General features: G+C 59.9%; 14 protein-coding genes. 3 read left to right on the forward strand and 11 right to left on the reverse strand.

Annotation, left to right across the window (positions count from 1 at the left end; genetic code table 11):
* Nucleotides 1-38: 38 nt before the first annotated feature.
* Both KZZ06_RS08825 and KZZ06_RS08830 read right to left on the reverse strand, forming a co-directional pair.
* Nucleotides 39-392, reverse strand: a complete 354-nt coding sequence (locus KZZ06_RS08825; protein WP_219579662.1) for a hypothetical protein — start codon at nucleotides 390-392, stop codon at nucleotides 39-41.
* 95 nt (nucleotides 393-487) lie between these two features.
* The gene (locus tag KZZ06_RS08830; protein WP_219579663.1) at nucleotides 488-1381 is read right to left on the reverse strand and encodes a LysR substrate-binding domain-containing protein; all 894 of its coding nucleotides are present in this window, start codon (nucleotides 1379-1381) and stop codon (nucleotides 488-490) included.
* 99 nt (nucleotides 1382-1480) lie between these two features.
* On the opposite strand from KZZ06_RS08830, the gene KZZ06_RS08835 reads away from it, so the two are divergent.
* Together KZZ06_RS08835 and KZZ06_RS08840 are read left to right on the forward strand one after the other, a co-directional pair.
* Complete coding sequence (locus KZZ06_RS08835; protein WP_219579664.1) at nucleotides 1481-2704, forward strand: acyl-CoA dehydrogenase; 1224 nt, start codon at nucleotides 1481-1483, stop codon at nucleotides 2702-2704.
* A gap of 154 nt (nucleotides 2705-2858) precedes the next feature.
* On the forward strand, nucleotides 2859-5039 hold the full coding sequence (locus KZZ06_RS08840; protein WP_219579665.1) for a thiamine pyrophosphate-dependent enzyme: 2181 nt from the start codon (nucleotides 2859-2861) through the stop codon (nucleotides 5037-5039).
* Nucleotides 5040-5045: 6 nt separating this feature from the next.
* Here KZZ06_RS08840 and KZZ06_RS08845 read toward each other — a convergent pair whose 3' ends face one another.
* From KZZ06_RS08845 to KZZ06_RS08885, 9 genes are all read right to left on the reverse strand, one after another.
* Nucleotides 5046-5615, reverse strand: a complete 570-nt coding sequence (locus KZZ06_RS08845; protein WP_219579666.1) for a CatB-related O-acetyltransferase — start codon at nucleotides 5613-5615, stop codon at nucleotides 5046-5048.
* A 3-nt stretch (nucleotides 5616-5618) separates the two neighbouring features.
* Nucleotides 5619-6857 carry a mandelate racemase/muconate lactonizing enzyme family protein gene (locus tag KZZ06_RS08850; RefSeq protein ID WP_219579667.1) on the reverse strand — a complete coding sequence of 413 codons (1239 nt, stop codon included), beginning with the start codon at nucleotides 6855-6857 and terminating at the stop codon, nucleotides 5619-5621.
* A gap of 146 nt (nucleotides 6858-7003) precedes the next feature.
* Nucleotides 7004-8218 (reverse strand): TCR/Tet family MFS transporter, encoded by a 1215-nt coding sequence (locus KZZ06_RS08855; RefSeq protein ID WP_219579909.1) that lies wholly within the window; start codon nucleotides 8216-8218, stop codon nucleotides 7004-7006.
* A gap of 4 nt (nucleotides 8219-8222) precedes the next feature.
* Nucleotides 8223-9548, reverse strand: a complete 1326-nt coding sequence (locus tag KZZ06_RS08860) for a lyase family protein (protein ID WP_219579668.1) — start codon at nucleotides 9546-9548, stop codon at nucleotides 8223-8225.
* Nucleotides 9549-9551: 3 nt separating this feature from the next.
* Nucleotides 9552-10262, reverse strand: coding sequence for an alpha/beta fold hydrolase (locus KZZ06_RS08865; RefSeq protein ID WP_219579669.1), 711 nt, complete (start codon nucleotides 10260-10262; stop codon nucleotides 9552-9554).
* Nucleotides 10255-11043, reverse strand: coding sequence for a 3-oxoadipate enol-lactonase (gene pcaD, locus KZZ06_RS08870; protein ID WP_219579670.1), 789 nt, complete (start codon nucleotides 11041-11043; stop codon nucleotides 10255-10257). The genes KZZ06_RS08865 and pcaD overlap by 8 nt, the downstream gene beginning before the upstream one ends.
* Before the next feature lie 21 nt (nucleotides 11044-11064).
* A complete protein-coding gene (locus tag KZZ06_RS08875; RefSeq protein WP_219579910.1) occupies nucleotides 11065-12039 on the reverse strand; it encodes a threonine/serine dehydratase in 975 nt (324 codons plus the stop codon).
* A complete protein-coding gene (locus KZZ06_RS08880) occupies nucleotides 12033-12857 on the reverse strand; it encodes an alpha/beta fold hydrolase (RefSeq protein WP_219579671.1) in 825 nt (274 codons plus the stop codon). Before KZZ06_RS08880 ends, KZZ06_RS08875 begins: the two co-directional genes overlap by 7 nt.
* The gene (locus KZZ06_RS08885) at nucleotides 12857-13543 is read right to left on the reverse strand and encodes a haloacid dehalogenase type II (protein WP_219579672.1); all 687 of its coding nucleotides are present in this window, start codon (nucleotides 13541-13543) and stop codon (nucleotides 12857-12859) included. Before KZZ06_RS08885 ends, KZZ06_RS08880 begins: the two co-directional genes overlap by 1 nt.
* A gap of 184 nt (nucleotides 13544-13727) precedes the next feature.
* On the opposite strand from KZZ06_RS08885, the gene KZZ06_RS08890 reads away from it, so the two are divergent.
* A complete protein-coding gene (locus KZZ06_RS08890; protein WP_219579673.1) occupies nucleotides 13728-14156 on the forward strand; it encodes a peptidylprolyl isomerase in 429 nt (142 codons plus the stop codon).
* Nucleotides 14157-14210 lie beyond the last annotated feature (54 nt).

A 14210-nucleotide genomic window follows, 5' to 3' on the forward strand; every position in this document is an offset into this window, starting at 1 on the left:
TGTGCCCTGCAACGAAGGTTCAGCAGCAGTGGCGTGACCTAGTTACCCAGAGGCGGTTCATCAAAGCTGATCGTGCCCTCATAGCCGTCGCCGCCTTGTCCGGTGGAGCTGGCAAAGACCAGTGGCGACGCTGAATCGACAACATAGCTAAAGGTGCTACCCGTGCTCAGCTGTTCGGACGTCCAGGATTCATCGGGCGCTTTCACGATTCTGGACCCGTCGGCCCTGTTGGTAAAGTTGATCGTGTCGCCGGTCTCTACATAGATGACAGCGGGAAAGAACGCCTGATCCAAGATCATAACGTCATGAGTCTGTGCAAGAACGGCAGTGCCGCTCGTTGCCAAAGTGAATGCGGCAAAGGCTGCGGCAGCCTTGTGAAAAGATATTGGCATATGAAAGCTCCTGAGAACGGCCCCACCCGGTTACAGTTAATCACCGCTTAAGGGTAGATTGTGACGGAAATAGGGCGAAGGGTCGAAGATGTTTGTTAAAGGTTCTCACCAGTCTGTGTGGCAAGCCACGCCTTGAACGACCGCAGCGCTGCGGTCTCAATGCGATCCTCAGGCCAGACCAGATAATAATTGCCAATGCTTTGCGTCGTCTGGGTCGACGCCAGAACCAACTGTTTTGTGCGCAAATAGGGATCAGCCGAAAAGGTGGGCAGCAAGGCAACGCCAAGCCCGTGCACCGCCGCTTGGGCCATGGTCGAAAACTGGTCAAATATCATGCCGGACGGCGGTTCATCACGTACACCAAGCGCCTCAAGCCAGCGCGCCCAACCTCTGGGGCGGGTTTCAAGGTGCAACAGCGGAAACCGCAGGATGTCGGCGGGGCTGTCCAGCGGTGCATCCAGCAATTCGGGCGCGCAGACGGGGACAACGGTTTCTGGCATCAGGTGCAGATAGGCCGCACCGGGCCAGTCTTCCTTGCCGAAATGAATGGCCGCGTCAAAGGGGCTGCTTTGGAATGAGAACGGGTTGAGCCGCGTGCTCAGGTTCACGGTGACTTCTGGATGGGCTTGGGCAAAATCGCGCAACCGCGGTGCCAGCCAATGCATGCCAAATCCGGGTAGAATGGCAAGGTTAAGCGCCCCGGCCATGGGATTTGTGCGTGCCGAAATCGACGCCTGCGCCAGCCTGTTCAGGATTTCACGCACCTGAATGACATAGATTTTCCCGGCTTCTGTCAGCACCAGTTGTCTGCCTTGGCGGTCCATCAACCCCACGCCTAGCTGCTCTTCCAAAGTCTTGAGCTGCCGACTGATCGCGCTTTGGGTCAGGGACAGCTCAAGCGCCGCCTGCGTGGCGCTGCCCAGCCGCGCCACGGCCTCAAAGGCCAGCAATGCAGTGATCGAGGGCAGAAAGCGGCGTGGGGCTATCATATGACTAAAACTCATAAGGCTAGGATAAAGCAGCGATAGTATTCCGCGCCCGTCTTTGCAATAGTTCGGCCAAACCTACACCTTTTGGGAGGATACAGAATGAACGCCGAAGCCCCAGTTCTCAAGGCCAAAGACGCCCCAAACATGAGCAGCTTTGATTGGACGGACCCGTTTCGTCTGGCCGACCAGCTGACCGAAGACGAACGCATGATCCAAGAAAGTGCACGCGCCTATGCACAGGAAAAGCTGCAACCCCGCGTGATCGACGCCTTTGCGAACGAAAGCACAGACCCCGCGATTTTCAAGGAAATGGGCGATATGGGCCTGTTGGGCGTCACCGTCCCCGAGGAATACGGCGGCTTGGGCGGCAACTATGTGTCCTATGGTCTGGTCGCGCGCGAAGTTGAGCGCGTGGACAGCGGTTACCGGTCGATGATGTCGGTGCAGTCCAGCCTGGTGATGTACCCGATCTATGCCTACGGGTCCGAAGCACAGCGCAAAAAGTACCTGCCCAAGCTGGCGAGCGGTGATTTCATCGGCTGCTTTGGTCTGACCGAACCTGATGCAGGGTCCGACCCCGCAGGTATGAAAACGCGGGCCGTGAAAACGGCAAACGGGTACAAGCTGATCGGGTCTAAAATGTGGATTTCGAACGCGCCGATCGCAGATGTGTTTGTGGTGTGGGCCAAGTCCGAAGAACACGGCGGCAAAATCCGCGGTTTTGTCCTTGAGAAAGGGATGAAGGGCCTGTCCGCACCAAAGATCGGTAACAAACTGTCGCTGCGTGCATCGATCACCGGTGAAATCGTGATGGACAATGTCGAAGTCGGCGAAGACGCGCTGCTGCCGCATGTCGAAGGCCTCAAAGGTCCGTTCGGCTGTCTGAACCGCGCCCGCTATGGCATCAGCTGGGGCGTTCTGGGCTCGGCCGAGTTCTGCTGGCACGCGTCGCGTCAATATGGGCTGGATCGTAAACAGTTCAACAAACCGCTGGCGCAGACGCAACTGTTCCAGAAGAAACTGGCCGACATGATGACTGAAATCTCGCTCGGCTTGCAGGCGTCGCTACAGGTTGGCCGCTTGATGGACCAAGCCAATGCCGCACCCGAGATGATCTCGATCGTGAAGCGCAACAACTGTGGCAAGGCCTTGGACATCGCGCGCATGTCGCGTGACATGCATGGCGGCAACGGCATTAGCGGTGAATATCAGGTGATCCGCCACATGATGAACCTTGAGACGGTGAATACCTATGAAGGCACCCATGACGTTCACGCGCTGATCTTGGGCCGTGCGCAAACGGGCCTTCAGGCATTTTTCTAAAGACGGAATGAGGGGGCTGTCTGCCCCCTCAAACTCCCCCGAGGATATTTAAAAGCCAGAGAAGAGCGGAAGAGGTTCCCTTTTCTCTGGCTCTTAAATATCCCCGCCGGAGGCACCTTTTGGAGGAGCCTTTGGCCAGATCGGAAGGGTAACAATGGACCGCGTACAGATTGTTCATGGCAATTTTCTGCGTCGCGTTGCGGCGCAGGATTTTCCTGTTGGCGGGGCCGTTATCCCCGGGTTGGATAACGCATCGGCTGTGGGGCTGTACCGTGCGCAGGTTCTATCGCGCGCGCTGGATCTGCAAAGCCGCGTGATGCAGTCCAATAAGCAAGGGTTTTACACCATCGGGTCCAGCGGGCACGAAGGTATGGCCGCCGTTGCCCATGCGTTGCGCCCCGATGATATCGCCTTTCTTCATTATCGTGATGCAGCCTTTCAGATCGCGCGTGCGGATCAGGTTGGGGGGCAGGACATGTTGCGCGACATGTTGCTGTCTTTCGCCTGTTCCTCGGATGATCCGACCAGTGGTGGGCGTCACAAAGTGTTGGGCAGCCGCCGCCTGATGATCCCGCCGCAGACCTCGACCATTGCCAGCCACCTGCCAAAGGCCGTTGGCGCGGCCCATGCGTTGGGTCTGGCCCGGCGTAACCCGCCAGAGCATCGATTGCTGGCCCATGATGGCATTGCGATGTGCAGTTTTGGGGATGCTTCGGCCAACCATTCGACTGCGCAGGGGGCTATCAACGCGGCCTGTTGGACTGCCGTTCAGGGTGTCCCATTGCCTTTGCTATTTGTGTGCGAGGACAATGGCATTGGCATTTCAACCAAGACCCCAACCGGGTGGATCAAGGCCTCAATGTCGGCACGCCCCGGTCTTGCTTATTTCGAGGCTGACGGACTGGACCTGTTTGCGGCCTATGCCGCGTCCAAAGAGGCGGCGGATTTTGTCCGCAAGCACCGCAAACCCGCCTTTCTGCATTTGCGCACCGTGCGGCTTTATGGGCATGCGGGTGCCGATATCGCGACAAGTTATCTGCCGAAATCCGAGGTCGAGGCCGACGAGGCGAATGATCCGCTGTTGCACAGTGTGCGTCTGTTGATCGATGCTGGTGCGTTGGATGCGGGCAAAGCATTGGCGATTTATACCGAAACATTAGACGCTGTCGCGCAGGCTGCGGATGATGCCGTGACCCGCCCGCATCTGAAATCTGCGGCGGATGTGATGGCCAGCATTGTTCCGCCAAAACGCGCCGGTGCGCTGGTCAATGGCCCATCCGACGCGCGCCGAGCAGAGCTGTTTGGCGGCGAGTTGAACCAGATGATGGCCCCTCAGCCGCTGTCCAAGATCATCAATTGGGCGCTGCACGATCTGATGCTGGCCCATCCCGAAACCCTGATCATGGGCGAGGACGTGGGCCGTAAGGGTGGTGTTTATGGCGTCACGCAAAAGCTGCAGTCGCGTTTTGGCCCTGCACGCGTGGTTGATACGTTATTGGACGAGCAATCTATTTTGGGCTTTGCCATTGGCGCTGCGCATAATGGCTTTGTGTCGATGCCCGAAATCCAGTTTCTGGCCTATCTGCACAACGCAGAAGACCAGTTGCGCGGCGAGGCAGCGACCTTGCCATTTTTCAGCAACGGGCAATGGACGAACCCGATGGTGCTGCGCATCGCGGGGCTAGGCTATCAAAAAGGGTTCGGCGGGCATTTCCACAACGACAACTCCTTGGCCGTGTTGCGTGACATTCCCGGCATTATCATCGCCTGTCCTTCCACCGGCGCGGATGCTGCAATGATGCTGCGCGAAGCACACCGCCTTGCGCGTGAAGAACAGCGGGTTGTTGTGTTTGTCGAACCCATTGCGCTTTACCCGATGCGGGATCTGCTTGATGCAGGCGATGGCGATTGGATGACGTCTTACCCCGCGCCCGATCAACGGATTGGATTGCAAGACATCGGCGTGCATGGCGATGGCAGTGACTTGGCGATCGTGACCTATGGCAACGGCCATTACCTTAGCCGGCAGGCCCAAGCCGATCTGGCGGCGCAAGGCGTGCAAGCGCGGGTGATCGACATGCGCTGGATCGCGCCCTTGGCCGAAGATGCCATCATCAGCGCCATCGGTGACCGCCCCGTTCTGATCGTGGACGAATGTCGCCGGACAGGTGGGCAGGCCGAAGCCGTCATGGCCCTGATGCACGAACGCTGCGTCGCTCGTTTCGCGCGCCTGACAGCCGAGGATAGCTTTATCGCCACGGGGCCGGCCTATGCCGCGACGCTGCCATCACGCGAGGGCATCGTTGCCGCATCATTGGCGTTGCTGGGCAAATAAACCTGCCTAACTGCCCAATTCTGCGATGATCTTGGCCGCGTCCTCGCGGTCACGTAGCCACCATTCGCTGTTCGTGATCTGCTCTGCCCGGTCTGCGTCAAACCGCGTTTTAATCATGCGTGCCGGGCTGCCGGCCACCACCTCAAAGGGGGCGACGTCTCGGGTTACGACGGAATTCGCGCCAACGACGGCCCCATTGCCGATGGTCACACCGCGCAGGATCAGGCTTTGCGCGCCGATCCACACGTCGTGGCCGATGATGCAGGGGTCGCGGGTCAGGCTGTCAAATGCGTTGTTTTGAAACTCGGTCGAGGTTGAAACCTGATCCATGTCATGTTCGCCGGGGCCAATAATGACGCTGTCACCGATCGAACAATACCGGCCAATTACTGCGGCGGATACCGAACAGTTCTTGCCCAGATAGCTATAGCTGCCGATGCTCGAATGTTTGTCGACAAATGTGCCGCGCTGGATCTTGGTGCCTTTGCCAATCGCAGCACGCAAGGAAACCTCGGGGCTTTTGATCCGCGTGCTGTTTCTCCGGTTAAAGAGCTTGAGAGCGAGCAGTTTGATCATCGCTCATGTTCCTTTCTGGTCCACGGGTGCACCGCCCTGAAATGCGTTTCCGTTGGCATAATCGCAGGGGGCCTCTTGCATTTGCAAGTGCAGATCCGACGCCGAATAGGGATGCGCGCGCGCCAATGCTTCATCGACATCGATTCCCAAACCGGGGGCGGTCGGGGCCTCGATAAAGCCGTCGTTGACTCGAATGCCCCCCTTGATCAGCTGATCATGGAATGGCGTATCGATGCATTCGCACATCAGGATGTTGGGGATGGAAACCGCCAGATGTATGTTCGCGGCCCATTCCACGGGGCCCGCATAAAGATGCGGTGCAACCTGTGCGTTGTAAACTTCGGCCATGGCCGCGATCTTCTTGGTTTCCCAAATGCCACCTGCGCGGCCCAATGCGGGCTGCAAAATCGCGGCGGCTCCCGACCTTAGCACAGGCGCGAATTCTGCCTTCGTGGTTAGGCGCTCTCCGGTTGCGATAGGGATGCCAACGCTGCGGGCCACGGCGGCCATTTGCTCAACCGCGTCCGGTGGGATCGGCTCTTCGTACCACAGCGGGCCATAGGGGGCGATGGCCTGGCCCAAACGGATGGCACCTGCTGTGGTGAATTGCCCGTGGGTGCCGAACAACAGATCGGCCTTGTCGCCTACGGCCTCGCGGATGGCTTTGCAAAAAGCGACCGATTGGCTGATGTCGGTCATCGCAGGCATATGGCCACCGCGCAGGGTATAAGGACCAGCAGGATCAAACTTGATCGCGGTATAGCCCCGTGCAACGCAATCAAGGGCCGATTCCGCTGCCATCTCGGGGGATGTCCAGAACGCCGTGATGTCGTGGTGTGGCAGGGGATACAGATAGGTATAGGCGCGCACGCGGTCATTCATCCGCCCGCCAATCAGCGCATAAACAGGGCGGTCTCGGTCTTTGCCCAGGATGTCCCAGCAGGCGATCTCAAGACCGGAAAATGCCCCCATCACCGTCAAATCGGGCCGCTGCGTAAAGCCCGATGAATACACCCGGCGGAACATCAGCTCGATGTCTTCGGGGTTCTGGCCTTGCATATGCCGCTCGAACACATCAGCGATCACCGCGCGCATTGCCTCGGGCCCGACCGACGACGCGTAGCATTCGCCCCAACCCACGATGCCTGTATCGGTGGTCACCTTGACCAATATCCAATACCGCCCGCCCCAACCCGGGGCAGGCGGAGCCGTCACAATAACATCCAAATCCTGAAGCTTCATCTATGCGGCCTTATCTTCCAAATGGATTAAAATCCCGGGGGCATGGGGGCTGGCCCCCATTTATACAGCGTGTGGGGGCTGACCCCCGCTTGGGCCAAAAGTGGCGGGGCTTTGCCCGGGACGCAAGTATGAACCTGCCCGCGCCCTTATGTTTTCGAGCTGTCAGCAGAAGGGCTGCGCCAGCGTATAAAGACCGATATCGCGATCAACGTCAGTAGCAACGACAGCAAAAACGGCGCGCCCGGAAAATATAGGGCAGCGCCGGGGGCGGTAAATGCCGCGAATGTACCTGTCATTGCCAATGGCGCGATCACCATCGCCAAGGCCGAAGTGGAGGTCAGCACCCCATGCAATTCGCCCTGCGCATTTTGCGCCACTGCTTGTGACATGATCCCTTGCAAGGCGACAGGGATCACACCGGCAATCGCCGCCATTGGGGTCAGGATCAAAACTGCTGTGCCGGATGTCACCGTGGCGATCAGAAAAAACGTCACTACGCTAAAGACAAATCCGACAAAGACCGTTCCGCGTTCGTGCAGATGTTTCAGTACCGGGCGGATGACCCCCGCCTGCACGATGGCCATGGACAGCCCGAACAAGGCAAGCGATCCGCCGATCATCGACGGGGACCAATCGAATTGCGCCTTGCCAAAAAAGCTCCAGACCGACGGATAGACGGCAAAGGCAAGGTGATACAGAAAATAGACCATCAACAGACGTTTGATACCCGGCAATTCGCCCAGATGTTTGACCGCACCCAAAGGATTGGCACGGCGCCATGCGAGGGGCCGCGCATTTTCAGGGGCTATGGTTTCTTTCAGCACAAACCAGCCAAAGGCGACGTTGCTGGCGGCTAACATGGCTGCTGCCCAGAATGGCGCACGGGTGCCGAATTCAGCCAAAAACCCACCGGCGACCGGCCCCAATACAAACCCGGCACCAAAGCCTGCGCCGACCAGCCCGAAATTTGCAGCGCGGTCTTTGGGGGCCGAAATATCGGCCATGTAGGCACTGGCTGTGGCCGCCGTCGCCGCTGAAATACCGCCGATCACACGGCCCAAAAGCAACAGCCAAACCGACCCGGCAAGGGCCATCAACACATAATCCAAGGCCATCACAGTCAACGATATCAGCAAGATCGGTCGGCGGCCGAACCGGTCGGACAGGCTGCCGACCAAGGGGCTGAACAGAAACTGCATCAAGGCAAAGGTGGTAGCCAGTACCCCGCCCCACAGGGCTGCTTGCGATAGATCGGCAGCGCGGACTTCCTCGATGAGGTCGGGCATGACGGGAATGATCAGACCGATGCCCATGGCGTCGATCATGACCGTCGCAAGGATGAATAGAGCCGCCGGCCGCACCGCGTTATAGCGCTTTCGCGCGGGTGATAAACGCGTGGGCATCCGCGGCGGCGTGGCCCATCTGATGGGCGGGATCGAACAGGTCGGCTGAAAGCTGCGGATAATCCGCGCGGGCCAGATCGCCCAAGGGCACCTGTTTGTCCTGCGCTTCGCGACACAACCTTTTGGTCACGGCCTGCGCTTCGGGGCGGGGCATGGTTTCGGCCAGCGCGAAACTTAGCGCCTCGGCGTGGATCAGGCCCAGCCCGCCGGTCAACGCGCTGTGCATCCGTACCGGATGCGGGGCCACGCCATCAACCAAGGTTTTTGCATGATGCAGGCCGGACGCAAGGCAAAGCCCCAGCTGCGGCACCGCCAACCATTCGGCAAACCACGCCCCGCCATCGCGTTGGTGCTGATGGGATGCGGCGGCTTGCAATGTGGCGCGTTGGCCGGTGAATTGATGACCAAGGGCGATGATCGCCGACGGGCCAACGGGGTTTTGTTTCTGTGGCATGGTGGATGACGCACCCGACGCACCAAGGGCGATTTCCTCGATCCCGGTCATGGTCAACCCGACCATGGACTGCGCCATATGCGACAGTGCCGCCATCACCCGGCCCTGCCAGTCGGCGATGCGCAGGATCGGTGCGCGGTCGACGTGCCAGCTGCGTTTGGGGTCATTCAGGCCAAGCGCTTTGGCCAGTGCTGCACGGGTTTCGGCGGCTTTGGGGCCAAGCGCAGAGCTGGTCCCCGCAGCGCCGGACAGGGATACGTACAGGGATGTTTCGCGCAGGGCTTCAAGTTCCTCCAGCGCGTCAATCAACGGCATGCCCCATTCGGCCAGCACCGCGCCCCAGCTGGTGGGGGTGGCGTGTTGGCCATAGGTGCGCGCGGGCAGGGGCAGGGTCGAATTACCATCGGCCGCTGTGGCAAGCGACGCGATGATGCCGCGCAGATCAGCCTCGGCCAGCCCTAGGGCCTGACGCAGCCGTAGCATCAGCGCGGTGTCGATGATGTCCTGGCTGGTGGCCCCCCAATGCACGTGCTGTGCAAATTCGGGGGCCTGCATTTCAGCGCGGAACTGCGCCAGCAGACCCGGTACGCTGACCCCGTTTTCGCCCGTGGCCTTGGCAATGGCGCCGGGGTCGACCTGAATTTCCAGCGATGCACGGTGGATCGCCGCCGCGCTCATCTCGGGGATCACGCCAAGCGCGCCTTGGACCTTGGCCAGCGCCCCTTCGACCAGCAACATCGCGCGGATTGCAGCGGTGTCGGAAAACAAACGTCCTGCATCCCCCGTCGGGAAAAGTTGCGCATAAAGGGGGCTGTCGAAGACGCTGGCGGCCATGTGTTACCTCTTGAGGATCGTATCAATAATCTGCGCCAAACCCTTGGGGTCGGCAAAGAACGGCGAATGTCCGGTGGACATCTCATAGACATCCGCGCTTGGCCAGTCTTTGGTCATGGTCACCTGATAGGCGGGGGGAATGGTCCGGTCGTCCATGCAGCGGATATAGCTGCGCCGTTTCGCGTCGGCGCGGGCCGTGTCGGGCAGTGCGACCGTGGTGGGGGCAACCGCCTGAGCACACAACAACGGGTTGGCGAAAGCGGCAACACCTTCGGGGCAGTCGTTATAGAACAACCCTTCGGTCATGGTCGGATCAAGGGTAAAGCTTTTGCCATCCTCGCGCAGCCGCACCGCAGGCATCAGCGGCTGGCTGGGGGCCTGTTTGCGCATGTCCGCCAGTGTCAGGCCGGCGGCGGGAACATAGGCGCAAAGATAGATCAGTTGCGCCATGGCATCGGGGTTCTTTTGCGCCGCAGCGCCGATCGCAAAGCCGCCCATAGAATGCCCCAGCACAACCGTTTCAGGCGTCGAGGCGGCCAGCACCGCATCGGCATAGCTGTCGAGTGTGACGTCATTGACCGGCGTCTGATCCGCCCCGTGGCTGGGCAGATCAATGGCGCGGGGGCTGTGGCCTAATGCGGTTAACGCGGGGATCAGATCGCGCCAACACCATGCACCGTGGCACGAGCCGTGGACCAACAAAATATCAGACATGGCCAACACTTTTCAGGAAATCGGTCAGAACTTGCGCGTATTCGACAGGGTTCTCGACGCAGGGCAGGTGGCCGGTTTTGCGGATGATGTGGAATTTCGATCCCGGTATCAGGTCAACGGTTTCGCGCACCAGATCGGGCGGGGTTGATCCGTCTTCGGACCCGGCAATGCCCAGACATGGCAGACGCAAACCGGCGGTAGGTGTATAGAAATCAGTGCCAGAAATCGCGGCAGAGCATCCGGCATAACCGTCGTCTTCTTGGCGGGTGACCATGTTGCGCCACAGCTCGAGTTCGGGTGTGGCGCGGAAATCGGCGGCGAACCAGCGTTCCATAATCGCGTCGGCAAGGCTTTCGATGCCGTTTTCCTGCACGTCCTTGATCCGGCCGGCCCACATTTCAGGCGTGCCGATCTTGGCGGCGGTGTTGGACAGAACCATGGCGCGGATCAGGTCCATCCGTTTGGTTGCCAGCCCTTGGGCGATCATGCCGCCGATGGACAGGCCCACAAAAACGCAGCCCTTCACGCCCAAAAAATCCATCAGTTTTTCAGTGTCCGTGACCAGTGACCCCATCGAATATGGTGCAGGCGGGCAGGTGGACAGACCATGCCCGCGCTTGTCAAAACGGATGATCCGCAGGCCCTTGGGCAGCAGTGGCAGGATCGGATCCCACAGGCGCATGTCAGTGCCCAGCGAATTGGCGAACACCACGGGCGCGCCATCATCGGGGCCATCGACGCGGTAATGCAGGCGGACATCGCCGGTATCAAAAAGCTTCATGGGGCAGGGTCCTTTTTGAGGTCAATTGAGGGTGGCAAGGGCGCGGGCGAACATATCAGCATCCACGTTCCCGCCGGAAATCGTAACGATCACATCATCCCCTTCGATCTGGTCGCGCCGGAACAGCGCGGCAGCAAGGGCAATCGCACCACCGGGTTCGGCGACCACCTTGAGGCGGTTGAACGCTTGGGCAACGGCCTGCAGCGCCTCGTCATCGGTGGCAACAAGGCCGGGACCGCAAAGCCGTTTCATGATCGGAAAGGTCAGATCGCCCGGTTGCGGCGTGACGATTGCATCGCAAATTGATCCTGACAATGCGGGATTGCGCGCAATGCTGCCTTGGGCCAGTGACCGCGCAACATCATCGAATCCGGCCGGTTCGGCAGGGCGCGCCCGCAGGCCGGGGGCGTCAGCCTCAAGCGCCAGCGCGATCCCCGAGGTCAGTCCGCCGCCACCGCAACACACGATCACATCGGCAGAGGTGATGCCCAGTTCGGCGGCCTGCTGGGCGATCTCAAGGCCCGTGGTGCCTTGGCCCGCAATCACCTGCGCATCGTCGTAGGGTTTGATCAGGGTCAGCCCGCGTTCCGCTGCCAGACGGGCACCGATGGCATTACGGTCTTCATTCGCACGATCATACAGCACGACCTCGGCCCCAAGGGCGCGGGTGTTCTCGATTTTCAGACGCGGGGCGTCTGCTGGCATGATGATGACCGACGGCACCCCGTGTAGCTTGGCGGCCAAGGCCACGCCTTGGGCATGGTTGCCGCTGGAAAAGGCGATCACGCCCTTGGCGCGGGTGTCGGGATCCAGTGCCGACAGCGCCGACCAGCCGCCGCGAAATTTGAAGCTGCCCGTGTGCTGCAGGCATTCGGGTTTCACCCAAACACGGCGGCCCGCGATCTCGTCCAGAAAGGGCGAGCTTAACAATGGCGTGCGGCGTACGTGGCCTTGTAGACGCGCGGCGGCCGCGCGGATCATCTCGATGTTCATGATATTTCCTTGATCCATTTATGCAGGGCTGCAACCGCTTCAGGTTCGTCCAGAAACGGAATATGCCCGCGACCGGGCACACGGCCCACAATCATATCGGGACGGCGTTTTTCCATCTCGGCCAAGGTTTCTTCGCTGAGCAGGTTGGAATTCAGCCCGCGAATACAGGCAACTGGCAGCCCCGCAAGCGCATCAAAGAACGGCCACAGATCGGGCGACGGGGCGCTGAACGCCTTGGCCACCGCGTCGCGCAGGTGTTTGTCATAGGTGATCTTTAGGCCGGTGTCGGTCTGGGTGTAGTGCTTTACCGCTTCTTCCATCCAGCGGCTGTCTGGCACGCCCTCGAAATCGGGGAATAGGCCGGGCATGGCCGCCGCCAGTTCAGCGTGGGATTTGGCGGCAGGATTGCGACCGATAAATTGCATGATGTTATCCAGCCCCATCGTTTCAATATGCGGCCCCACATCATTGAACGCGACGCCCAGCAGGCGGTCTTTGGCCCCCATGGCCAGCCCCATCGCGTTCAGCCCCCCGCGCGAGGTGCCAAGGATCGCGACCTTGTCCAACCCCAGATGCGCCAGCAGTTCCAGCGCATCGCGGCATTCAACGGGCGGCGAATAATGCGACCAGTCGGGGTCGAAATCCGATTGCCCCCGCCCGCGATAATCCATCTTGATCAGACGATTGCCCGCCAGATGCGGCGTGACATAATCAAAATCAGCCGAGGTGCGCGTCAGCCCGGCAAGACACAAGATCGGCAGGCCCGCGCCTTCGTCCGTGTAATACAGGTTCAGCCCGTCCGAGGATGTGAAATGAGGCATCAGACACCGGCCAGCGCAGGGATTTCTGTCAGCTCTTTCAGGGTATGGGCAGGCGTCCATGGCAGTCGGTCCGTGGGTTCGCCGCTGCGGTTCACCCATGCAGTGGTAAAGCCATATCCGGTCGCGGCACCCGCATCCCAACCATTGGAGGACACGAACAGAACCTCGTCTTTCGCACAGCCAAAATGCTGCCCGACCAGATCGTAAACGCCCGCGTTCGGCTTGAAGATACCAACGCTTTCCACGGATAGCAGCGCATCCAGCACATCGCCAATACCCGCAGAATCGACCGCACCCTTCAGCATTTCTGGCGACCCGTTCGACAGGATTGCGGTGTTCAGTCCCGCGTCCTTCAGGCTGCGCAGCATGGCTGGCACCTCAGGGAACGCCTGAAGCTCCCAGTACAATGCCAACAGGCGCGCGCGCAGGGCAGGGTCGCCGTCGTGCCCGGTTTTTTCAAGCGTCCAGTCCAGTGCATTTTGCGTTACCTCCCAGAAATCCGCATGTGCGCCTGTGACGGCCCGAAGCCATGAATAGCCAAGCTGCTTTTGACGCCAATGGTCCGCGACCACTGGCCAGCTGTCCTTAAGGGCTGCAAAATCCGGCTCGCTGGCTGCTTGGCGTGCGGCAGCGGCAACGTCGAATAAAGTTCCGTATGCGTCAAAGACGCAGGTGGTGATTGGCATCGTCGCCTCCCTGGGGTGTTTTGCGTGAGATTGACACGGGCGGCTGCGACAGAAAAGGGCGAAAACTGGTCCATTAGGGGGTTTACGCGACCGCACAGTCTTGAAAGACTGCGCGCCGAACCCCAGAGCACCCGCGCAGACACGCGGCCTCTTGCATTTATACCCATCCAGATCGGAGATTTTTATGACGCAGGTTAAATCCGGCGATACCGTCGCTATTCACTATACCGGCACGCTGCTGGACGGCAGCACATTTGACAGTTCCGAAGGCCGCGAGCCGTTGGAATTCGTTGTGGGGTCGGGCCAGATCATTCCGGGCCTCGATGTTGCACTGCCCGGCATGGCGGTTGGCGACAAGAAAGTTGTGAAGATCGGCAGCGAAGATGCCTATGGCCCGCTGAACCCCGAAATGCGCCAGGCCGTGCCACGCGAAGGTATCCCCGCCGATATCCCGCTTGAGGTTGGCACGCAGTTGCAGATGCAAACACCCGACGGCCAAGCAATGCCGGTGATGGTCGTCGAAGTCGACGAAGCAACCGTGACACTGGATGCAAACCATCCGCTGGCGGGCAAAGACCTCCAGTTCGATATCGAGCTGATGAAAATCGCCTGATATTTCAATGCCAGCGCGGGACATCCCGCGCTGGCAACGGAAAATTCAAAATTT

Source organism: Sulfitobacter sp. CW3, from assembly GCF_019392245.1.
Taxonomy (GTDB): Bacteria; Pseudomonadota; Alphaproteobacteria; order Rhodobacterales; family Rhodobacteraceae; genus Sulfitobacter.